Origin of the sequence: Solibacillus isronensis, assembly GCF_900168685.1 — a bacterium.
GTDB lineage: Bacteria > Bacillota > Bacilli > Bacillales_A > Planococcaceae > Solibacillus > Solibacillus isronensis_A.
In genome coordinates this window covers 1,480,088-1,503,155 of the sequence record NZ_FVZN01000014.1, presented here as the reverse complement: position 1 = coordinate 1,503,155, position 23,068 = coordinate 1,480,088, and the positions used below count along the sequence as shown (strand labels likewise).

Here is a 23,068-nt window from a genome sequence, read left to right as displayed (position 1 = left end):
GCTCATTATAAGAATAATAGCGCCATCTTAATTGGTGGCGCTTCTACATCAAGTTACTTCACGTAGAAAGAAAGGTGTTTTACAAATGGAAAAGAAAATTACAGTACTACCAGGTGACGGCATTGGTCCAGAAGTTGTTGCAAGTGCAGTAAAAGTATTACAAGTAATCGGGAAACGTTTTAACCATACATTTCATTTAAACTATGCTTCAATCGGCGGAGCTGCAATTGACCAGTACAATAATCCATTACCGGAAGAGACAATTGCGATGTGTGAAGCAAGTGATGCCATTTTATTAGGTGCAGTAGGTGGTCCGAAATGGGATAACAACCCGCCAGCATTGCGTCCGGAAAAAGGTTTACTAAAAATCCGCAAGCACTTTGATTTATTTGCGAATTTACGCCCTGTGAAAGCATTCCCAAGTTTACTTGCATCTTCTCCATTAAAGCGTGAAGTTGCGGAAAATGTAGACTTAATGATCGTCCGTGAATTAACAGGAGGGCTATACTTCGGAGAGCCACGTAAGAAAACAGATGCAGGTGCTATTGATACATGTGTGTATTCCCGTGAAGAAATCGAACGTATTGTTGAAAATGCATTCGAATTAGCACGTTTACGCCGTGGAAAACTTTGCTCGGTAGATAAAGCAAATGTACTGGATACATCCCGTTTATGGCGTGAAATTGTAGAAGAAAAGAAAAAGCAGTACCCAGATGTAGAAACAGAACACAACTTAGTTGACTCAGTGGCGATGAAACTGATTACTAACCCGGGTCATTATGATGTCATTGTTACAGAAAACTTATTCGGCGACATTTTAAGTGATGAAGCTTCTGTTATTACGGGTTCACTTGGTGTATTACCTTCTGCATCAATTCGCGGCGATAATTTTGGACTTTATGAGCCTGTACATGGTTCAGCTCCTGAAATTGCAGGTCAAGGTGTTGCGAACCCGGCAGCAACAATTCTTTCAGTAGCAATGATGCTTCAGTATTCATTCGGCTTAAAAGAAGAAGCTGCAGAAATCGAACGTGCTGTTGCAGCCGTATTCGAAGATGGCTATTATACAGCCGATTTAGCTCAGGAACATACACGTACATTATCAACAGAGGAATGGACAGAAAAAGTACTAAACGAAATCGATGCAAGCTTCGTTTCAGACAGCATTATGATTTCATATAACTAATTTCAATCGAAAGAAAACTGTTGATGGTTTTGAATATCAACACTATATATGGTTAAGGAACGGTGAGAACTATGGGGAAAAATATTATTGAAAAAGTGTGGGAACAGCATGTCGTACATCGTGAAGAAGGAAAGCCGGACTTACTTTATATCGACCTGCATTTAATTCATGAAGTAACAAGTCCTCAAGCATTCGAAGGACTACGCCTGGCAGGACGGAAAGTGCGTCGTACAGATCTATCGTTCGCAACAATGGATCATAACGTACCTACAAAAAACCTGCCGACGATTAACGATCCAATCGCAAAAAAACAAATTATGACACTTGCTGAAAATGCAAAAGAGTTCGGCATCGAATTAGCGGATATCGGTCATCCGGATCAAGGGATTGTTCACGTTATTGGACCGGAATTAGGTCTTACACAACCTGGTAAAACAATTGTTTGCGGTGATTCACATACAGCAACTCACGGTGCATTCGGCGCAATCGCATTCGGAATCGGTACTTCGGAAGTAGAACATGTACTTTCGACACAAACATTATGGCAATTAAAGCCGCCAACAATGGAAATCCGTGTTAACGGTGAACTTGGTATTGGGGTAACAGCAAAAGATATCATTTTAGCAATCATTGCAAAATGGGGAATCGGTGTCGGTACAGGACATATCGTAGAGTATACAGGTGAAGCAATCCGCAAGCTTTCTATGGAAGAGCGTATGACAATCTGTAATATGTCAATTGAAGCAGGAGCAAAAGCAGGCCTGATTTCACCGGATGAAACGACAGTTGAATTTTTACGCGGTCGCCGTCATGTTCCTCAAGGTGAAAAATTTGAGGAAGCGGCAAAATACTGGTTAAGTCTTGCTTCTGATGCTGATGCAACATATGATGTTGTTCTTGAAATCGACGCTCAGGAAATTGAACCGATTGTAACTTGGGGTACAAATCCAGCGATGGGTGTCGGCGTTTCGAAAACAGTTCCTACTGCTGCTGATTATGACAATGAAACGGATAGATCTGCATTAAACAAAGCACTGAAATATATGGATTTACAAGAAGGCCAAAAAATTACGGATATTGAAATTCAACATGTATTTATCGGATCTTGTACGAACTCCCGTATTAATGACTTACGTGCAGCTGCTGAAATTGTAAAAGGCGAAAAGCTTGCACCGGGTGTAAAAGGGATTGTAGTTCCTGGTTCTTGGTCGACAAAACGCCAGGCAGAAGAAGAAGGGCTACATCAAATTTTCCTTGATGCCGGTTTTGAATGGCGCGAATCAGGCTGTTCTGCTTGCTTAGGGATGAATGAAGATGTTATTCCAGCGGGTGAGCGTTGTGCTTCAACATCTAACCGTAACTTTGAAGGACGTCAAGGTGCAGGTGCCCGAACACATCTTGTATCACCAGCGATGGCAGCAGCTGCTGCAATTCACGGACGTTTTGTCGATGTTCGTAAGCTACAAAAGCAGGAAGCATAAGGAGAGATCAGCATGAAACCGATTAATATTGTAAATAGCATCTATGCACCACTTGACCGTAAAAACGTCGATACAGACCAGATCATTTCGAAAGAATTTTTAAAGCGTATTGAGCGTACTGGTTTCGGACAATTTGTATTTTACCATTGGCGATTTGATAAAGAAGGAAATCCAGTCGAGGATTTTGTATTAAATAAACCGGAATATAATGGAGCGGAAATTTTGGTGGCCCAAGATAATTTTGGCTGTGGTTCTTCACGTGAGCATGCACCGTGGGCAATACTGGATTATGGCTTCCGTGTTGTGATCGCACCAAGCTTCGCGGATATTTTCCATAACAACTGCTTCAAAAATGGAATTTTACCGATTAAGCTGAATGAAGCCGAATGTGATGAGCTTTTAGAAAAAGGCCTCGCTAATGCTCAGGCGATTGAAGTAAATTTAGAGAAACAAACTGTCACAACCGGTTATGGTAAAACATATTCCTTTACGATAGATCCATATTATAAACAGATGCTGTTAAATGGCTGGGATGAAATTTCGTTGACATTCCAATACGAAGAACAAATCGCGGCATTTGAGAAAAACCGCATTGCCTATTAAACGAAGACTCACTTCGAATGGTCCTATTGACTGTTTGAAGTGAGTTTTTTTGAGGAGAAGGAAAAGTTTAAACATATAAGGAAAGCCAATTTGGAAACGATCAACACTTGCATTAAATTTGAGGCGAGCCGTGTTTTTCTGATATATTTTCTCGTCTTCTATGAATTATATTTCAAATATTGGGCAATCTAATAATAATATTTTTATAAATGATTGGAGAATATATATGTCTTCTGCAGAAACCGTTAAGTGGATCACCGAACAGCTCGCGAATACGAACGAATTAACGAAGAAGACCTTAGAAGATGAAGGAAAACATGCTTTGCTATTTTATATCAAGCCATTGATTAATATGGAATTGCTACAGCAAGTCATTATTAAACCCTTTTTCGAAATGACGACAGAAACAAAATTTATCCAATATTTGAAGGCATTGCCGCAGTACCAGGAAAGCAGTTCTAAAGAACAGCTGCAAATGGAATTATTAAGCGGGAATATGCTCATTGTTATTCAAAATGAATATTATTTGCTGGATTTGAAATTTTCCACAAACGATCAGGTGAATACAACATCCGTGGAAATGACAATCCATGGCTCGCAACTCGCGCTTAGCGACAATCTCGCAACAAATATAAATATCATTCGTACGAATTATCATCAGCAATCTTTGTATGTGGAATATTTAGTTTTAGGAGAAGTCAATCAGCAAAAGCTCGCCATTATTTACGATCAGGAAAAAGTAAATAAAAAGGTATTAAAGGCGATTCAGGAAAGACTCCAGAAAATTGATAAACGACTCATAACCTCTACAACGCAATTGAATAATTTTTTGAATAATAGACGTATCTCGTTATTTCCTCATATGATTATGACGGAACGACCCGACCGCATCGCATATAATCTTTCAGGCGGCAAAGTTGTCCTGCTATTGGATGCAAATCCTCAAGCACTTGCAGCACCAGTGTATTTTTTCGATTTTATGACGACAATGGAGGACAATTACCACACATTTTTTATTTCTTTTTTTTTAAGAATGCTTCGCTATATCGGGTTAATCATTAGTCTGCTTTTGCCGGGCCTATATATTGGCATTACATCATTTGCACCGGAAGTATTCAGAACGGAACTGGCACTGACAATCGCCGGCAGTAGAATTGGGGTTCCATTTTCATCATTCATAGAAGTGCTGTTTATGCTCCTTTTTATGGAAATGCTATTAGAAGCAAGTATTCGGCTCCCGAAAGCTGTAAGTGCTACTGCCACTACTGTAGGCGGATTAATTTTAGGTACTGCCGTAACAGAGGCATCACTTGCATCAAATGTCATGGTTATCCTAGTTTCCGCTGTAGCGATCTCAACCTTTGTCATACCGGTAAATGAAATGGCGTTTGCAATTCGTATAGTACGACTATTTTTTATCATTACGACAACGATCTTTGGATTAGCAGGATTAACACTTGGCTTATTTGCATTTATTATGTATTTAGTAAGTATTGACAGCTTTGGAGAACCATATCTAAAAATTTCCCCTTCAAAAACGAGCAAGGGAAAATCAGGAGGAAATACATGAGTCGATTTTATTACTACTTAATATTGATTAATATGGTGGCGAATATTATCGCTTCTGTCCCTGCAATTCTTCTCCATTCCCATAAGGATGGGGCGGTTTCTTCGATGATTCTGGGGGCAATAGCAGGCGTCGTTCTTGTGACGATATATACACGCTTTTTTATTTCCTTTCCCGGAATGACGTTGCCTGAACTACTGCAAAAAACAACATCCAAATGGTTTTACTTGCCGTTCGTTTTCTCGCTTGCTGTCCTATGGTTTACAGCAGGCTTAATTACGTTAATAACCTTTACATTTCTTCTTATCCGTTTCTTGACGCCGGAAATGCCCATTATTCAAATTTGCCTGACGATTATTTTGGCGGTCATCTTTGGCTGTGTTATGAAAACAGAGCGTGTTTTCTATACAATTGAAGTAATAATACTCATAACATGCCCACTAATTCTTTTAATCTTTTTTAAAGCGTACAGTGCCCAAAATTTAAATTGGGATTTTGTAAAGGAAGCTGCTTTATATATCAATCAAATGCCTAATTTTCATTCATTTTCCGCCTGCTTTTTTTTATTTTTGGGGGCGGCCAATCTGTTTGTTTTCAATCGCTTTTTTACAGGGAAACAGACTTTTGGCTTTAAGCAAATTATGATACTTGTGTTCATATCGATTGCGACTTTATTTACAACATACTTTATCCCAATAGGCTTCAATGGTTTTGAAAATATTGATGAGCTTGTTTATCCGTGGATTATGACAACTGACTCGTTAAGGATGGATTTTTTTGTAATTGAGCGTGTACTATTTATTTTCCTGCTGTTTTATTTGGGCATCGCTTTTTTAAGCATTCTTATCCATTGGCATGCAGCGATGGAATTTTTGAAATTCGTCTTTAAGCTGGAAAAAATAAAATATAAAGGAAAGATTGTTGGCACTTTACTTCCAATACCGTTTTTCATCGTTATTTCTTTAGTAATAGTGCGTAAAATAAATGAATATCAGCTACACCATTACACGAAGTATTTTTATAACATATTAGTATTTATATTCCCTATAATGGTCGTTCTATTTTTCTTTATAAAAAGGAGGATGAAAAATGCCGAATCCCTTTATAAAAACTAAATTCGCCATTATACTCTTTTTTTTCAGCCTCTTTTTTTTGACAGGATGTGCATTCAAAGATATTGATAAAAGTGTATTTGTCGCTATGATTGCAATTGACAAATCAGATGAAGAGGATAAGCCTTATAAAATAACGTTGAAGCTTTATGAACCAACCGGCTCCTTTAAAGAAGCGACACAGCCTGGCTATTCGTATCTCACACAAACAGGTGAAACTTTATCTGAAGCAATCCGCATCTTACAATCATACTCCGATAAGGAACTTGAATTTGGCCACTCCAAACTAATTATTATTGGTGAAGAGCTGCTGAAAGAGGATAGAAGTAAAGAAATATTGGACTTTTTGTTAAGAAGACCGGATATACAAATGATTTCCTGGATAGCTGTTGGCAAACCGAGTGCAGAAGAAGTAATCAAAATAATTCCGCAAGGGGAAACAGTCGCATACCCGGAACTTTTCAATTATTTTGATCATAATGGAACGACAAGTCAATATATTGTTACAACCTATTTATTTGATTTTAGAAGAAATATGGAAGAGCGCGGAATTGATACAGTTGTTCCAATCATCAAAGTTAGTGAGGAAGGGAAACATTTTGAAATTAATAAATCGTTGGTATTAGCGGACAAAAAGGAACCATTTGAACTCGATTATTTAAATACTGCGATATTTAATATGTTAACGGAAGAAACGAAACATGCAGATTTTCTTATAAAAAGAGATGATGAACATTTTATCGCAAGAATTGATACAATCAAACCAGATTATAAAGTAAACATCAAAAAATCCGAAAACATCGAATTGGAACTGAAAGTCGGTTTATACGGCTATATATCTGAATCCAAAAAACCGCTATTAAATCGAGATTTGCCCAAATACAATAAACTATTGAAGGAAGAGGGCGAGGAGATAATCACTGAATTTATTACAAAAATGATAGAAGAGGGTTATGATCCGCTTGGATTTGGAATTGATTATAAAGGGAAAGTACTTCACAACCGACGCATGAGTGACACGGAATGGGAAGAGGCATATAAAAATGCGCAAATAAAAGTGACGGTAGCACCCGGTCTAAAAAGTACTGGGACGATCCAATAGGGAATGGTTGTGCTAAATTTGCTCAGCAAAAAATCGATTGTTTTGCCAAAAAGCGACAATCGATTTTTCTTTTAAAACAAGTCTGCATAAACTATTTTTATCAAAATTTTTACATATTGTTAAATTGCCACCCAATGTCCTTTAGACACTTCGACAAGCTTCGTATTATCCACATCAAAACGATTAGAAATAAGTTCTTCTTCTGACATTACACGACGGTTCTTCTGTTTCTCAATCACTGGATCTGGAATGGGTATCGAATCAAGCAACATTTTCGTATACGGATGCTGCGGATTTGCATAAAGCTCTTCACTTTCGGCTAACTCGACAATTTTCCCTCCATACATTACAGCAACCCGGTCACTTATATGCTTCACCATCGATAAATCATGGGCAATAAATAAATACGTTAATCCGAGTCGCTGCTGCAAATTTTTTAACAATTCCACAACTTGCTTTTGAATAGAAACATCCAATGCAGATAATGGCTCATCACAGACGATAAACTGTGGTTCAACGGCAAGGGCACGTGCAATTCCAATTCGTTGGCGCTGACCGCCGCTAAATTCATGCGGATAGCGAAGTGCATGCTCCTTTTTCAAACCAACAAGTTCCAACAATTCTTCTACTCGTGACCGGCGCGCTTCCTTGGAAGGGGACAGTTTGTGGACATCCAATGCTTCTCCTATAATATCCAGCACTTTTTTTCTAGGGTTTAAACTTGAATATGGATCCTGGAAGATTATTTGCATATGACGACGCATACTTTTCAGTTCGCTTTTCGTTAATCGACTAACGGGTACGCCTTTGTAAAGCACTTCACCGTCCGTTGGCTCATGTAGCTGCAGCAGTGTACGGCCGGTTGTTGATTTTCCGGACCCTGATTCACCAACAAGCCCTAACGTTTCACCCGGGAAAATTTGAAAAGATAAATCGTTCACTGCTTTTAATACATTGCCTTTTGCCAATTCGAAATGTTTGGATATATTTTTAACTTCGACTAAAGGTACATTAATATTCAAATCAGGCGATAAGTTTGGTAGTTCTTTCGGCTGCTTCGGTTCATGAAGCTTTGGTAAAGCTTTTAACAGTCGTTTCGTATAAGGATGCCGCGGATTAGCAAAAATCTCTTCCGTTGTACCTTGTTCAACAACCTCGCCTTCCTTCATGACAACAACCCGGTCGCACATTCCCGCTACGACACCTAAATCATGAGTAATCAATATAATAGATGTACCAAATCGCTGCTGCATATCCTTCATTATCGATAAAATTTGAGCTTGAATTGTAACGTCAAGCGCTGTTGTCGGTTCATCGGCAATAAGAAGGGAAGGATTACATGCTAATGCCATTGCGATCATTACTCGCTGTCGCATTCCGCCACTAAATTCATGAGGGTACTGATTATACCGTTCTTCGCTATTTTTTATTCCGACTAATTTTAGTAGTTCAATTGTTTTTAAATATGCTTCTTTTTTTGAAAGCCCCTGATGCTTTATAATACCTTCCGCAATTTGGTCTCCAATACGAATAGTAGGATTCGTAGAGGTCATCGGGTCCTGGAAAATCATACTAATGTCTTTTCCTCGGATCGCTTCCATTTGATTTTCCGTTTGGGTAATTAGATTTTTCCCTTGGAATTCAATCGTTCCATCTTTTAAAAACGAAGGAGGGGAAGGAAGTAAACGCATAATTGAACGGGCCGTTACACTTTTTCCACTACCGGATTCTCCTACAATTCCGACTGTTTCACCTTCATTTACATGAAAACTTACGCCTTTAACGGCTTCAAATTCCTGCTCTCCAGTTATAAAAGATACACGTAAATCCCTTACTTGAAGCAACTTTTTGCTCATAAAATGCTCATCCTTTATTAAAAATAAAATAATTTCATTGACTTCTGAATGTTCGTTCTACATAATACATTACTATACAGGTAGGGATTATACAATATTAAAAGTGTGAAGATTCTTTACACAGTATTAAGGTGGAGAGAATTGGTAGGAAAGGAGCTGCTTTAGTTACATGCAGCATTTATTTTTTGAAAGCTTTCAAAAAAATGCTTCGAAAAAAAGTTATTATTTTGCTTTCGTGCTGCTCGGTCTTTTCGTACACATTTTTACAATTCCGTTCTATTTAGTAAATCGATCTAAATCAACGTATGCGGAAAAAGCTATGAATGTGAAGAGACAATTAATAGAAGACGAGAAAGTATTCGAATGGCATAAGCAATATGAAGTAGAGGAACGGACAAAAGCTCAGTTTTTCAATCAAAAAGTCGATGAGCAAACGATCATTCAAGCTGCGAAAGCGCTTGCTCAGCAAAAGTTGGAGCGTGAAGTAGAAAAAAGACTTGCAGCAAATGGAGTAGTGGAAAACTCCTATAAAAATTATTTTAGTACACTATTAAAACGTCCTAACTTTTTACTGATTACGATAATTCCTGGTATTTTGATGTATTCTTTACTACTCATAACGAGTAATCCATTTGCTCGCTTTATTTTTGAGCGCTTATTACAAAGTGTGTTCGTTATCATCGGGGTGGCGACACTCGTGTTTACGATTTTGTATATTTCACCGTTTGACCCCGCCCGCAATTTGCTTGGGGTGGAGGCAACACCTGCACAAGTCGAAAACTTTAATAAGCTATACGGGTTGGATCAGCCTTATTTAGTGCAGCTTTGGCATTCACTGTCAGGTCTGTTCACATTCGATCTAGGGACATCTTTTGCCGGAAAGGAAGATGTCACGCAAAGCATATTAAACAAATTTCCGGTAACACTTGAAATCGCAATGTTTTCATTATTGATGGCGATTGCCATTGCAATTCCGGTCGGTATTGTATCGGCAGTACGTCCGAATTCATTTATCGATTATGTATTCATGTTAATCGCGTTAATCGGTTTATCGATTCCAAGTTTCTGGCAAGGGCTGATTTTTATTTTGACGTTCTCGCTTGAATTAAAGTGGTTCCCTGCGACGTATAATCCGAGCAATTGGATGTCGATCGTTCTGCCGATTGTTGTTCTCGGAACATCGATAACTGCATCGATTGCCCGTATGACAAGATCAAGTATGCTGGAAGTGATCCATGAAGATTATATTATTACAGCAAAAGCAAAAGGGTTAAGTGAAAGGAAAGTAATTACTAAGCACGCAATCCGAAATGCGATGATTCCGATTATTACTGTTATTGGACTGTTGTTTGGTGGAATGCTCGGCGGTGCGGCAGTAACGGAGAAAGTATTTAATATTAGCGGTATCGGAAGTTATATTGTCGACAAGCAGTTTATTCCGGATATTCCGGCAATTTTGGGTGGGGTTGTTTATATTGCAATCACCATTTCCATTGTGAACATGCTGATCGATATTTTATACGCTTTCTTTGACCCGAGAATTCGTTCGAAAATGAAAAAATCTTAGGAGAGGGTAACGACGTGAAATTTATATCAGACGTAAAACTGCTGTTGAAAATAACACAAGAGTATGTAAATGCACAGTTTACCATTGCTTTTTCTGCGATTTTTTCATTGCTGTTTTTACTTTATAGTTTTAATTTTTCAGAAGGTGTATGGCGTCCATATATAGTTGTATTTTTTGCGATTTATATTGGTACTACGATATACGTATGGCTCACATCACTGCTCATTAAGAAGGATTTAGCGAAGCATCGGGAACTGACAAAGCGTACACGTCTTCTTGGTATCCCGTTGATCCTTACGATTTTTGTAGGGAATGTATTTGCTGCTGGGTTCGGTTTTATGCTCGCATCGAAAAACAAAACGGCAGAATATACTTTTGCGGTTTATGCTTTTATGACGCAAATATTCATTATCCTGATTTCGGGATTAAATTTGTTCAAACCATATGTAGTGGATACATTTGTTCTTGCAATGGGCGGGTTTATCCTTTTGGCATTGCTGTATTTAGCAGCTGCTGTTTTAATCGCAAAGTTTGTTACGGTTGATACAGCGCCTAAATGGATGCTGCCGCTTGGAATTTTTCTGCTAATCCCAACATTGACAGGCAATTTCTTCTCGCTGTTACTTGGGATTACGTTAATTCGTAAAGCGCGAAATGCAGATCCGTCCGCAGTAGAGAAATGGCAAAAAACGTGGAATAAGATCCTGCGTAATACGATGGCGGTATTTGGTCTGTTTTTCATCGTTTTCATGTTCAGTTTATCGGTTGTCAGCTCATGGACATTCGATTATGACTTTGCGGTTGAAAACAATTATGCGGTATTGCTGCAGACACCGACACTTGAATATCCGTTAGGTACCGATAATTTCGGCAGGGATTTATTTTCCCGCATTGTGTTCGGTGCGCAAATTTCATTAATCGTTGGTTTTTGTGCAACAATCATCCCGGCAATAATTGGCGGGGCGCTCGGTGCGATTTCTGGCTATTACGGAAAAAATACCGACAATATTATTATGCGTGCACTGGATATTTTATATGCAATTCCAGGAATTCTGCTGGCAATTGCAATCATTGCCGCATTTGGCGCAAATACGACAAATTTAATCATCGCATTAAGTGTCGGCGCTATTCCGACTTATGCGCGGACAATGCGGGCAAATGTACTGCAGATTTCAAACTATGAATTTGTTGAATCAGCCCGCGCATTAGGGGCAAATGACCGCTCGATTATTTTCAAGCATATCGTTCCAAATGCGTTGGCACCTATGATTGTCAAAGCAACATTAACAATCGGAGGAGCCGTTATTTCAACTAGTAGTTTAAGCTTCCTCGGATTAGGTATTGAACCGCATATACCGGAGTGGGGCAATATTTTAAAAGTTGGAAGCACGTATTTAGAGTCACATTCATATTTAGCGATTTTCCCGGGGCTATGTATTATGCTGCTCGTTTTATCGTTTAACTTTTTCGGCGATGGACTGCGTGACGCATTGGACCCAAAATCTAATTAACTTTTTGGAGGAATTTTTCATGAATAAAAAATTATTTACGTTAGCATCAACAGCAACAGTGGCAGCAGTAGCATTAGCAGGCTGTGTCGAAACAAAATCGGATGTAAAAGAAAATGATTCAGCAACTACTGAAACAGCTGGGGCAAAGCCAGTCATCGAATTACTTGGTATGGCTTCTTCAGAGCAGGACATGAATATTGTGCGTGACCAATTAGTGAAGAACGGTTTCGATGTGAAACTGAATATCCAGCCGGATTACGGTTCATTTACAGCACAGCAAGATGCGGGCAACTTTGACATTGCCATTTCAAGCTGGACGACTGTAACGGGTAACCCGGACTATGCAGTACACGGCTTATTCAAAACAGGTGGGGACTACAGCCGTACTTCAGATGAAACAGTCGATAAATTAATCGATGAAGCGAGTACATTAACAGGTGATGAAGCAAAGGAAAAATATAAAGAGCTTGAACAAGCTTTAGTATTCGACAATGCCTATATTGCACCATTATATATTTCTCAAAAATTCCAAGGTATTTATAAAGCGGAAGTTAATCCGGATACAGTACGTCTGCCAAAATCACGTGCTCAGGCATGGGAGACAATTTCATTCAATGAAGAAGGTAAAAATGCATCAGAAACATTGGTACTTCACCAAGCGTTGGCATCATTGACTTCTCTTGACCCGGTTAAAGCAAACGATGGCTCGATCAATACATTAAACACGAATATGTACGTTCGTTTAGTGAATTTATCAGATACGGATGAAGTCGTATCAGATGGCTCACTTTCTTACGACCATGCAATTGCTGAAAACAATGAAGAATATTATTTCGTACTGCGCGATGATATTAACTTCGCAAAAGTGGAAGGCGAAAAAGCAGTTGATACAGGTGATCTAGTATCAGCAGAAGATGTTGTATTCTCATTAAACCGTGCAAAAGATGAAACTTCGGTACCGGATCACCGCACATATTCAATCCATGAAAATATTGATACAGTGGAAATCGTATCAGATATTACATCATTGGAATCAGTGAAAACAGCAGATGGCAAGTCTGTTTTAGAAGAATTATCGGATGAGCTGCCAGCAGCGATTTCTGAAGTAGTGACAGATGAAAAAGATGTAGACAATGCAGCAGGGAAATACCAAGTTGTTAAATTGACAACACCAAATCCTTTCCCGCAAGTATTAAACTACTTAGCGCACCAATCTGGCGGTATTGTATCTGAAGCTGCGGTAACTGCAGTGAACACATTTGATGTAGCAAGCTATGACCCGAACACGGATATCGCTTACGGTGATCAATCGACTGTTACAGAAGGCGCAAGCTATGCAAACCATTTAGCAGCATCAGGCCCATATATTTTAGTGAAGAAAAATGACTATGAAGCAACATTCGTGAAAAACCCTGCATACCAGGCGGGAACTGAAAACGAGCCAAAAATTGAAAACATCAGCGTTCGTTTCATCCAGGATAATGACAGTGCACTATCAGCATTGCGTAATGGTGAAATCCACGTATTACAATCAGTTCCTGAAACGAAAACAGATGTAGTTGAAGGCGATGAAAACTTAGAATTAAAAACAGCTGACAGCAATGCCGTTTCATACTTATTGTTCAATACAAGCGGTCGTGAAACTGCGAAATCTGCAGACTTACGTAAAGCAGTTCTTCACTCAATCAATCAAGAAGAGTTCATCAGCTACTACCAAGGTAAGAAAAAGCCGGCTGTATCAACAGTTTCACCTTTAATTGACACAGGTTTAAAACTGGAAGCAGACAGCGCAAAAGTAAAAGAGTTCTTAAAAGCATATAACGAATCAAAATAACATTAAAAACCGAAGCAGCCTATGAAAGTTGCTTCGGTTTATTTTTTTAACGGATGTTAAATGATTATGAAACTTGCGGGGATAAATAACCGACTTGCAATATGTGTTCAAACGCTTCTTTTTTAACGGGTTTGGAAAATAGATAACCTTGAATTACATCACAGTCATTTTTCTTTAGAAATTTGAGCTGTTCAAACTCTTCCACACCTTCAGCGACCACATTCATCTCCAGCGACTTCGCTAAATTCAATGTAGCACAAATAATGCCGTTATCTACTTTGTCCTCGTTATTAATATTATCTATAAATATTTTATCGATTTTAATTTTATTCGGTTTAAACTTTCGAATCGAAGCTAAAGATGCATAGCCGGTACCAAAATCGTCAACCGCAATCCGAATTCCGAGGTCTTTTAAGCTTTGAATCGTTGAATATACACTCGATTCTATATTCAGCAATGTATCTTCTGTAATTTCGAATTCCAAATAGAACGGATCAATCCCGAAACGCTCCAATTGTGTTTTCACATGTTGATACAACCCTTTTTTCATAAATCGGATAGGAGGGATATTTATTGCTATCGGAATGATTGGCAGTCCTTTTTCTTTCCATTCTTTAAGAAGCTGGCAAACCTTTTCAATCACCCAGTCAGTAATCCCGTTGATCATATGGTTTTCTTCCGCCAATGGAATAAATTCTCCAGGGGAGACTAATCCCCATTCTTTATGGTTCCAGCGAATTAACGCTTCAGCTCCGCAAAGAGAACCATTGCCTGTTTCCACTTGCGGCTGGAAATGCAACTCAAATTCCTCATTTGAAATAGCTTTTCGCATATCACGATCCAAAGCATACTTTTTATAAGTAGATATATCTCCTTCATCAGATGAAAGCTGATAAGTACTTTTCCCTTCCTTTTTAGCTTTATAAAGTGCAGTGTGAGCATTTTTCAAAAGGGTCAATTTTTCCTTGCCTTCCTCGGGATAGAAAGTAATGCCGATACTAGTCGAGATATTTAACTCGTAATCCTGAATGGTGAACGGTTCTCTAATTTTTTTGATGACCGTTTTGGCGTATTGAAGCACTTCTTTTTTATTTACGAAATTTTTTATTATCATAATAAAATCATTGCTGCTTAAACGTGCAAGATAGCTGTCTTTAGGCATTATTTTTTCAAGCCGGTCTGCAATAAATTTTAATGTTTCATTCCCGATAAAATAACCGAGTGAATCATTGATGATATTAAAGCGGTCCAGGTCGAAATAAAGAATGGCAAATGGATCATCACTTTCGCACATGTCATCCAATTTTTTAAATAGACTTTGCTGATTTGGCAGACCTGTAAGATTATCAAAGTTGGATAAGTAATTTATTTTATGTTCTTTTTCTATTTCATAAGTAATATCCGTGACTAACCCGAATATATTCGTTATTTGGCCGTGATTATCAAGCCGGGGTACAACTTCTTCAAGCAGCCACTTTGTATTACCGTTTCCGGAATTAATCCGATAAATCCACTGGAAACTTTCACCGTTCATCATTTTCTTTTTACCGTTTTCCAACTCTGGAAGATGCACGGGCTGGATCATGTTATACCAGGCTTTTGAATCCTCATATAGGGTAGAGAGGGGAATCTCCAATATTTCTTCCAATCCTTTTGAAGCGAAAAGGAATTTACCACCTATTTTTTCACGCATCCAAATTCCTGATGTGAGAGTATCAAAAATTGACTTATATTCTTCGTTCTGCTCGATCAGCTGTTTTTTTAGCAATGTTTGATATGTTTCATCTTTAATAATTCCGAAGATTTTAGCTGGTTTTCCTTCTTCAGCAAACACTTCAGCATGTACTTTGAAATGTTTTAATTCTTTTGTTTTCCTATGATAAACCCGAACTTTATGCGTATAATGTTCGCCGTCACTAATGGATTTCTTTAAATATTGTAAAGATATATTCAAATCTTCAGGATGTATTTGCTTGAACGGCTCATCAATACTTATATATTTTTGATCATCAATTCCGAACATATTGTAAAAATTTTTTGAACAGATCAGTTTATCTTCATTGAAATAATATTCCCAGCTTCCGATTTCTGCTATTTGCTGAGCATAGTTCAAGTGGTTTTCCCATAGCATCAGTTCCTGTTTCATCACAGCTTTATCTGTATTATCGGTAACGATCAAGTAAACACCGACAACATCTTCTTCGATGATTATCGGAATGAAAGTCAGATCGAGAAATAATGTTTTATTAAGATTATTATTAATTTCAATACTACATTTTTCAGCATGGCCTTGTAATGCTTTATTAAATGTATTTTCAAGTATATCTACGTTTTCACCATACAAAAACTGTTGAAAATCCTCGTGATTTACTACCGGCTTACCGAGTAAAGCTTGGAGTTTTTTATTATTGGAAGAAAGTACTTTACCGAATTTAGATAATACAATAACAATATTCGGATGATTATTCGTAAGAGATGTAAAATAATTGAAAAAGTCTATATTCACTTCTTGATTGAGATTTCGACCTGAAAATAATTGATTGAATTTTTGATAGTTCATATCATTTTCCATTAATTTTTCCACCATCCCTCTATAAAATCCATTTCATTGATCCGTAAGTGTTCATAACACCAATTTGTTAATCGAATTTTACACTATATGATAAAAAATTACTATTTTCGATATTATAATATATTTAATCATAAAATTTGACGAAAATGTAGGTAATATGAGTATTTAATAAAAATTGGAAAAACATACAACAACTAGGTATTTCGTGCTAAACTGATTGTACAGTTTACAAAAGGAAGGTAGTTTATACGTATGAAAAAAACAACAAAATATATGGCACTTTTTACAATACCGGCTATCATCATTACTGCACCTGCAGACATAGATGCTGCAAATGATTGGCAAGTTGAAAATACGGAAAATCTCATAGATCAGATTAATCCATTTAGCTCTACATACGAATATTATTTAAATGAGGCAAGAAATGCTTATTATTTATTATCGGATTATCAGCAGAACCAAGTCCGCAATTCGACAACACTTTTATATTATTTAGGAAGTAATAATGATCATCAATACGTGCTGACGACGTTTACAAATAAAATGGCTGCCATCACTGCACGAAACAGTTCTTTTTTGCGAGATATAGAGGAAGCAAATCGCTATTACCATTCATTGACGACTTCTCAGCAAGCGGTAATCCCAAATTATTTATACTTACAGCTTCAAAATTATATGGAAAACATGGCAAAAATGAAAGCAGTACAACTTAAACTTGAACAATTATCACTACAGGACAGCAATTATGTTTACAATTATGAAACTACCATGCAGGCATATCAATTACTGCCATATGATTTTCGAATGTTGATAACACCACTTATGAATGAGAAAAAGCTTGAGTATGAGACTTATTATTCTCCAACAAACAATCGTTCAATCGCACAGCAAGTAATAAATGAAATTTCTAAATTGTCGACAAGCTCCACAATGGAACAAGTAGCATCCGTACGTGTAAAGTACAATGGATTAACTACTTTACAGCAAAACTTTGTCTCTAATTACCATGATTTACTGTATATCGAAGAAGTACTGCGCAATACATCTTATGGCTGGGACCCTTATTATGAGGATGAAAAAGGCAAGCCAAGCGAATATCCGACAAATATAGAAGTTACAAACAAAGGTCAAATGTACACGGTAGTAATGCCTGTTTCCAAAATGAATCGTTATACAAACACGAAAATAACCGTTTCAGATACTATTACACTATCAATCCCTAATAAAGCTGTGCGCAAAACAAATAATGATGACGTTTTGACAATGACAATTGAAGAAATGAATGAAGAATCCATTCTGTTTACGGCAAATATGTATGATGAAAGCTTTGAATTTTCTTCCTATATTGATATAGAAGTAAAAGGCTTGCCTTCATCAGCAACAATTGTTCGTTTGCATGACGGAGGGGAGTATATAGCAACACCATATAGAAAGATAGCAAATAAATTTATAATAAAAACGAAAACATCCGCACAATTCACAGCTACAAATAGTCGAGTGCAATTTTTTGATATTCATACAGATGGACATCGGTACGAAATTGAGCAGTTGGCGAAACGTAAAATCGTATCAGGAGTAGAGAATGGATTATACAAACCAAATGCTAAAGTCACATTAGCACAATATGCTGCTATGATTGCTCGTTCGATGAATATAACTTCAAGTGAAAGTTCTACATATCAAGATGTCCATGGCAAGTGGTATGAAAGCTCTATAGAGTCTCTGTTGGAAGCGGGTATACTCGAGCAACCAAACTCAAATTATTTTAATGCTGAAAAAGTTGTAACACGCAAAGAAGCGGCTGTTTTATCAATACGATTGCTTCAATATGCAGGAATCAACATTTCAGATCCTGTTTTAAATAAAATTCCATTTACCGATTTTAAACAGCTTTCAACAGCTGACAGTTATTTTGTTGCCGCCGCATATGAATTAGGGATATTTGGTGGTAAGGAAAATGGCCAATTTGATCCGAATGGAAAATTGACGCGTTCACAAATGGCAAAAGTATTATACAAAACATTACAGATCGCAAAGATGATTTAATTTGAACGACAAATTACAGTAGATAGGACATTTAAAAAGCCGTTTTTCTCTGAGAGATAAACGGCTGTTATACTGGGCAGAAAGAAAGGTGCTTATAAAATTTCAGCTTCTGTCCCAACCTTTTTTATTGTGCTACTCGACGGTATTCTTTTATTGTCCCATCTGCAAATTTAATTTCTATTTCCACTTCAAAAAAGCTGTCTGGTTGTTCGAATTTTTGCAGTACTTCATCAATTACTTCATCATCTGGTGTATCCTTATCGAATGTGAAGCCTTCGAAAATCGGAACCAATTTGTTCGTTGCTTCATTACCTTCTAATTTTGTTTTGTTAACTTCATCTTCAATTTGGGCTTCCGCTCGAGATGCTTCATTTTCATAACTCACTTCATAACTTTTATCATCCGCATACTGGATATCCAAATCAAAGTGAGTAAAGTTAAATGGGGCATCAGTTGTTTCTGTTACAGTACTTGTCTGATTCATTGTATTTTGTTCTGTCGGTGCATTTTCAGGCAAATTGGTTGCTTCTTCGCTGTCACCACAGCCTACTAACAATGCAGTTGTACTTAATGCGCAAATTAATGCAAATTTCTTCATGAATGTAAACCACCTTTCTTGTAACTACTGTTAAAATACCCGATAAATCAAAAATTAATCAGCTTAATATTATTTTGTAAAATATAGTTATTTTTGTTTATGTCATATTATCTATAGCGAAGAATTAGTACAGCAATAGAAAATAAAATAGGTACACCAATCAATAATTTAAATGCCAAAATATTCTATATTTAAATAAATTTATGTTACACTTATCACGTGAAATAGATTTTAATGGAAAATGGCCTTTCGATAAATTTCTCCATTGTCTTTCCAATTTATTTCATAAAACCTATTGGAAATGAATTTCTGATGCAGGAGGATGTTTGAATGAAAAAGATGACTAAAACCGTTTTGGCTACAACATTGGGGACTACATTGATGCTAACATCGATTATGCCTGCCGTTAAAGCTGATGAAGTAACACCGGATATAAGCAGCTGGGCACTCGGTACATTAAATGAAGGTGAGAAATACGGAATTTTCCCGATTGAATGGTACTATGATGGCTTCCGTACAGCAATTACGACGGAGCGTTTAGATTCATTAATTAAACTCACTGAACAAAAAATTGCAGGTTTAAATTTGGATAAAAATGAAAGATTCAAGCCAGTCGCGATAAAAGGTGATGGTACACGAGGCGATGTTATTAACCGTCTTTATAATATTGCCGGACAATACAAATTAGATACAGTTGAAGATGCTGTTACATATATGCAGAAACATAAAATTTTACAAGGTTCGGAAAAAGGCTTGATGCTCGATCAAAAAGCAACAACACAACATGCGGTAATTTTTGCCGTACGACTAATCCAGAATACTTTTGAACAGGCAAATGCCGGTGCGAAAGGTGTTGCATGGGTAGTGGAAGATGAAGATACAAAAGTGTATATGCTTGGGTCTATTCATGTAGGAACACCGGAAATGTACCCGATGCATAAAAAGTTAACAAAAGCCTTTGAAGAGTCGGACGGCCTTTTCGTTGAGGCAAACTTATTAGATCCTACCGGTATGGATTATTATATTGAAAAGGCAATGTTTAATGATGGACGTACGATTAAAGATGTTGTAAGTGAAGACACATATGCGAAACTTCAAAAGGTTGCAGAACAGCTTGAAATGCCGATAGAAGAGCTGGAAATGCAAAAGCCATGGCTGCTTTCAAATAATTTTTCGTCGATGATGATGGATGGGGCATTTGGTTTAACAGCAGAAGAAATGGCGATGCATGGAGTAGATATGCAGTTTTTATTAACAGCTTACTTACAGCAAAAACCTATTTATGAGCTGGAAGGTATCAATGCACAAGTTGATATGTTTGAAGCATTATCGCCAGAAGCACAGGAAGAATCGTTAGTAGCCGCTCTCGACGGTATTTTGGAACCTACTGAACAGTCTGAGGAAGATGTTCAGTTAATGGCAGATTGGTTCACGAATTGGGTCAAAGGTGATGTAGAAAAGTTTGCGGAAAGCTTAACAGAAATGGAAGGGGACACATCTGAGTTCAATCAGATGCTTTTCGGTAAACGTGATGCAGAAATGGCCGCAAAGCTTGTGTGTGTATTGGAAGAACAAAAAGGGACATTCTTTGTCGTTGTCGGCGCGGGTCACTTTTTAGTTGATAAAAATATCCGCTATCACTTAGAAGAAAGCGGTTATGAAGTAAAACCATTTTATCAATAAATTAAAAGCGCATGGAGCTGGTTACGAAAGTAACTGGTCCATGCGTTTTATTTTTGCGAATTACATAAAAAATGTAAATTATGATTGTAATAAATTAAGCAAAGGTCTGCCGGCAACTATAAACCATCGATTAGAAACTATCAACATTATTTTCGAGTAATAGAATTAATAATGTAAAACGAGATTTCCTTAGTGTATTTTCAGATAAATTTAATAAGAAGAATTGCATTAATTCTCTCAAGTTGTAAAAATATGTTGAATTTTCAAGTCATAATAGTGTACCCTTGTTGAAAATGATTATCATTCGCATAGTAATGAATAATATAAGGGGTGAGAAGAATTCAAACGAACGATTTAATAAAATTTTTCGCTAACTCAGCGATTCAATATGCAGATTTATTTGTAACAAGTTTAGCTCCTAATGTACATGATCACAATCGTAATACAGCACCATGTTTAAATGGACTCGTTATTACTCTGTCGGGTAGCGCAAATTTTTCACTTAATGGGGAAGTATACGCGATACATAAAGGGGTAATCCTTCATGCCGGACCTAATATGGCGATTGATATTAAAGTTACAAGTAAGGAACCATGGCATTATACGGTACTGCATTATAAAATGTTAAACCGTCCTTTTTCAATGGATATAGGCCATTTTGAAATCGCTACTGGTCATCATCATAAAATGGATTATTTCGTCCATCAATTAATCCATTTCGAAAAAATACCTGGTGATATGAACCGGCTGAAATGTAAATCTCTGTTCCTGCAGTTGGTGGAATTCATCGTTATTTGCGCAAAAATGCAAACTTCAAACAATGTAGTGGACCAGGCGATTACATATATGACTGAACATTATAATTTACCTATTACAATAGCAGAAATCGCGGAGGAGCTAGAGTGTGATCGTCGTCGATTTGCCTATTTGTTTGATAAGCAAATCGGCATGTCACCAATACAGTTTTTAACGGAGATCCGATTAAAAAAATCCCGGGAATTACTGCGTACGACATCAATTCCGATTAAGGAAATTGCTGAACTAATCGGTTATCAGGATGCATTCTACTTTTGCCGAGTATTTAAAAAGCAATATCATATGACACCGACAAATTTCCGAAAGCAATATTTAACTGTTTGAGCAAAAATCCATTCCTTTTGCAAAAAACTCTATGTACGTAAAAACAGCCGTTTGATATCATCGACATTGTAAATAAAATGATAATGATAATCGTTATCAATAAAACGAGGAGGAAAGAATAATGAAAAAATATCGTACATTAATTAGTGCAGGGACAATTGCATTAATGCTTGCTGCATGCAATGCAAATGAAGAGGTGGATTCGTCATCTGCAGCTGAATCAGAAAATAAAACAGAACAAGTTACAAATGACGAAAAAGCTGTTGCAGATGAAGCAACAGTACAAAAAATAACTTATTTAGAGCACGACTATGAAGTGCCTGCAAAAGTAGAAACAATTATTGCAGCAAGTCTGGAAGCGATGGAAGATGCAGCAGTACTTGGTGTAAAGCCTGCTGGTGTTATTTCTATGGACGGTAAGACAATTCCTAAATACTTGGAGTCAGATTTAGCAGGAGCAACTGTTGTCGGTTCAAAAAAAGAACCAAGCACAGAGGCAATGCTTTCTTTAAACCCTGATGTAATTGTAGGAACGAGCAAGTGGGATGAAGCACAAATGTCGAATTACAACAAAATAGCAACGACATTCCCTTATTCTCATATTTCTATAAACTGGAAAGAGAATTTATTATTATTTGGCCAATTAGCTGGCAAAGAATCAGAAGCACAGAAAGCACTGGATGACTATGATAAGCAATTGGCCATTACGAAAGAATCGATTGCCAACAGTGAGCTGAAAGATAAAAAGGTTGTAATCATCCGAGTAAGAGGCGGGTTGTCGGTCTATCCTGCAGGAGTATATTTAAACCCTTCTGTTTATGAAGATTTTGGCTTTACCGTACCGGAAGAATTGAATTCAATCGAAGCACAAACAACGATTACATATGAAACATTGGCAGAGTGGAACCCGGATATGATTTTCCTTCAATTTGCTGGTGATGAAAATAAGGATACTCCTGAATTATTGCAGGAGATTTTAGATAATCCGATATTTAACAGTACAACTGCTGCTAAAACAAATAATGTGCATGTTAATCTAATTGATGCAATGGCACAGGGAGGGACAGCTTGGTCAAAAATTACCTTCCTGAAAGCATTTAATGAGAACGTATTAAAATAATTACGAATTATTCATTAGACAGCTTCAGAGAAGTTAGAACAGACTGTACAATATTTCTGTGAAAGGGCTGTGCCGGAAAGGTTTTCCGGG

The 23,068-nt window shown here is 37.3% G+C and carries 16 protein-coding genes; 13 read left to right on the top strand and 3 right to left on the bottom strand.

Features of this window, described 5'->3' with window-relative positions; translation table 11 throughout:
- Window positions 1-85 precede the first annotated feature (85 nt).
- The 6 genes from leuB to B5473_RS15905 all read left to right on the top strand — a co-directional run bounded on the left by leuB (window position 86) and on the right by B5473_RS15905 (window position 7,051).
- Complete coding sequence (leuB, locus tag B5473_RS15930) at window positions 86-1,186, top strand: 3-isopropylmalate dehydrogenase (RefSeq protein ID WP_079526913.1); 1,101 nt, start codon at window positions 86-88, stop codon at window positions 1,184-1,186.
- A 71-nt stretch (window positions 1,187-1,257) separates the two neighbouring features.
- A complete protein-coding gene (leuC, locus tag B5473_RS15925) occupies window positions 1,258-2,667 on the top strand; it encodes a 3-isopropylmalate dehydratase large subunit (RefSeq protein WP_079526911.1) in 1,410 nt (469 codons plus the stop codon).
- Between the two features lie 12 nt (window positions 2,668-2,679).
- Complete coding sequence (gene leuD, locus B5473_RS15920; protein WP_079526909.1) at window positions 2,680-3,270, top strand: 3-isopropylmalate dehydratase small subunit; 591 nt, start codon at window positions 2,680-2,682, stop codon at window positions 3,268-3,270.
- Window positions 3,271-3,496: 226 nt separating this feature from the next.
- The gene (locus tag B5473_RS15915) at window positions 3,497-4,840 is read left to right on the top strand and encodes a spore germination protein (protein ID WP_079526907.1); all 1,344 of its coding nucleotides are present in this window, start codon (window positions 3,497-3,499) and stop codon (window positions 4,838-4,840) included.
- The gene (locus B5473_RS15910) at window positions 4,837-5,952 is read left to right on the top strand and encodes a GerAB/ArcD/ProY family transporter (protein ID WP_079526905.1); all 1,116 of its coding nucleotides are present in this window, start codon (window positions 4,837-4,839) and stop codon (window positions 5,950-5,952) included. Before B5473_RS15915 ends, B5473_RS15910 begins: the two co-directional genes overlap by 4 nt.
- On the top strand, window positions 5,927-7,051 hold the full coding sequence (locus tag B5473_RS15905; RefSeq protein ID WP_079526903.1) for a Ger(x)C family spore germination protein: 1,125 nt from the start codon (window positions 5,927-5,929) through the stop codon (window positions 7,049-7,051). The genes B5473_RS15910 and B5473_RS15905 overlap by 26 nt, the downstream gene beginning before the upstream one ends.
- 119 nt (window positions 7,052-7,170) lie before the next feature.
- Here the strand turns inward: B5473_RS15905 and B5473_RS15900 are convergent, their stop codons facing one another.
- Window positions 7,171-8,907, bottom strand: a complete 1,737-nt coding sequence (locus B5473_RS15900; protein ID WP_079526901.1) for an ABC transporter ATP-binding protein — start codon at window positions 8,905-8,907, stop codon at window positions 7,171-7,173.
- 169 nt (window positions 8,908-9,076) lie between these two features.
- Here B5473_RS15900 and B5473_RS15895 point away from each other — a divergent pair, with 169 nt between their 5' ends.
- The 3 genes from B5473_RS15895 to B5473_RS15885 are packed head-to-tail and all read left to right on the top strand — an operon-like array spanning window position 9,077 to window position 13,819.
- The gene (locus B5473_RS15895; protein ID WP_079526899.1) at window positions 9,077-10,474 is read left to right on the top strand and encodes an ABC transporter permease; all 1,398 of its coding nucleotides are present in this window, start codon (window positions 9,077-9,079) and stop codon (window positions 10,472-10,474) included.
- Between the two features lie 14 nt (window positions 10,475-10,488).
- Entirely contained in the window at window positions 10,489-11,985 is a 1,497-nt protein-coding gene (locus B5473_RS15890) for an ABC transporter permease (RefSeq protein WP_079526897.1), read from the top strand.
- A 19-nt stretch (window positions 11,986-12,004) separates the two neighbouring features.
- The gene (locus B5473_RS15885) at window positions 12,005-13,819 is read left to right on the top strand and encodes an ABC transporter substrate-binding protein (protein WP_079526895.1); all 1,815 of its coding nucleotides are present in this window, start codon (window positions 12,005-12,007) and stop codon (window positions 13,817-13,819) included.
- Window positions 13,820-13,883: 64 nt separating this feature from the next.
- Here B5473_RS15885 and B5473_RS15880 read toward each other — a convergent pair whose 3' ends face one another.
- Window positions 13,884-16,391, bottom strand: a complete 2,508-nt coding sequence (locus B5473_RS15880; protein WP_176142091.1) for a sensor domain-containing protein — start codon at window positions 16,389-16,391, stop codon at window positions 13,884-13,886.
- A gap of 252 nt (window positions 16,392-16,643) precedes the next feature.
- Here B5473_RS15880 and B5473_RS15875 point away from each other — a divergent pair, with 252 nt between their 5' ends.
- The gene (locus B5473_RS15875) at window positions 16,644-18,437 is read left to right on the top strand and encodes an S-layer homology domain-containing protein (RefSeq protein ID WP_079526890.1); all 1,794 of its coding nucleotides are present in this window, start codon (window positions 16,644-16,646) and stop codon (window positions 18,435-18,437) included.
- A gap of 124 nt (window positions 18,438-18,561) precedes the next feature.
- Here B5473_RS15875 and B5473_RS15870 read toward each other — a convergent pair whose 3' ends face one another.
- Entirely contained in the window at window positions 18,562-19,035 is a 474-nt protein-coding gene (locus B5473_RS15870) for a YusW family protein (RefSeq protein ID WP_079526887.1), read from the bottom strand.
- 330 nt (window positions 19,036-19,365) lie between these two features.
- Between B5473_RS15870 and B5473_RS15865 the strand changes: the two genes are divergently transcribed.
- The 3 genes from B5473_RS15865 (at window position 19,366) to B5473_RS15855 (ending at window position 22,978) form a co-directional block, all read left to right on the top strand.
- Window positions 19,366-20,718 (top strand): TraB/GumN family protein, encoded by a 1,353-nt coding sequence (locus B5473_RS15865; RefSeq protein ID WP_079526885.1) that lies wholly within the window; start codon window positions 19,366-19,368, stop codon window positions 20,716-20,718.
- Between the two features lie 330 nt (window positions 20,719-21,048).
- Window positions 21,049-21,858, top strand: a complete 810-nt coding sequence (locus B5473_RS15860; RefSeq protein WP_079526883.1) for a helix-turn-helix domain-containing protein — start codon at window positions 21,049-21,051, stop codon at window positions 21,856-21,858.
- A 121-nt stretch (window positions 21,859-21,979) separates the two neighbouring features.
- Window positions 21,980-22,978: an ABC transporter substrate-binding protein gene (locus B5473_RS15855; RefSeq protein ID WP_079526881.1), complete on the top strand. Its 999-nt coding sequence runs from the start codon at window positions 21,980-21,982 to the stop codon at window positions 22,976-22,978.
- The last annotated feature ends 90 nt before the right edge of the window (window positions 22,979-23,068 follow it).

What these genes read in the sequence shown, in the direction of transcription:
- leuB (WP_079526913.1), top strand. Translation starts at nt 86, where the DNA reads ATGGAAAAGAAAATTACAGTACTACCAGGTGACGGCATTGGTCCAGAA.
- leuC (WP_079526911.1), top strand. Translation starts at nt 1,258, where the DNA reads ATGGGGAAAAATATTATTGAAAAAGTGTGGGAACAGCATGTCGTACAT.
- leuD (WP_079526909.1), top strand. Translation starts at nt 2,680, where the DNA reads ATGAAACCGATTAATATTGTAAATAGCATCTATGCACCACTTGACCGT.
- B5473_RS15915 (WP_079526907.1), top strand. Translation starts at nt 3,497, where the DNA reads ATGTCTTCTGCAGAAACCGTTAAGTGGATCACCGAACAGCTCGCGAAT.
- B5473_RS15910 (WP_079526905.1), top strand. Translation starts at nt 4,837, where the DNA reads ATGAGTCGATTTTATTACTACTTAATATTGATTAATATGGTGGCGAAT.
- B5473_RS15905 (WP_079526903.1), top strand. Translation starts at nt 5,927, where the DNA reads ATGCCGAATCCCTTTATAAAAACTAAATTCGCCATTATACTCTTTTTT.
- B5473_RS15900 (WP_079526901.1), bottom strand. Translation starts at nt 8,907, where the DNA reads ATGAGCAAAAAGTTGCTTCAAGTAAGGGATTTACGTGTATCTTTTATA.
- B5473_RS15895 (WP_079526899.1), top strand. Translation starts at nt 9,077, where the DNA reads ATGCAGCATTTATTTTTTGAAAGCTTTCAAAAAAATGCTTCGAAAAAA.
- B5473_RS15885 (WP_079526895.1), top strand. Translation starts at nt 12,005, where the DNA reads ATGAATAAAAAATTATTTACGTTAGCATCAACAGCAACAGTGGCAGCA.
- B5473_RS15880 (WP_176142091.1), bottom strand. Translation starts at nt 16,391, where the DNA reads ATGGAAAATGATATGAACTATCAAAAATTCAATCAATTATTTTCAGGT.
- B5473_RS15875 (WP_079526890.1), top strand. Translation starts at nt 16,644, where the DNA reads ATGAAAAAAACAACAAAATATATGGCACTTTTTACAATACCGGCTATC.
- B5473_RS15870 (WP_079526887.1), bottom strand. Translation starts at nt 19,035, where the DNA reads ATGAAGAAATTTGCATTAATTTGCGCATTAAGTACAACTGCATTGTTA.
- B5473_RS15865 (WP_079526885.1), top strand. Translation starts at nt 19,366, where the DNA reads ATGAAAAAGATGACTAAAACCGTTTTGGCTACAACATTGGGGACTACA.
- B5473_RS15855 (WP_079526881.1), top strand. Translation starts at nt 21,980, where the DNA reads ATGAAAAAATATCGTACATTAATTAGTGCAGGGACAATTGCATTAATG.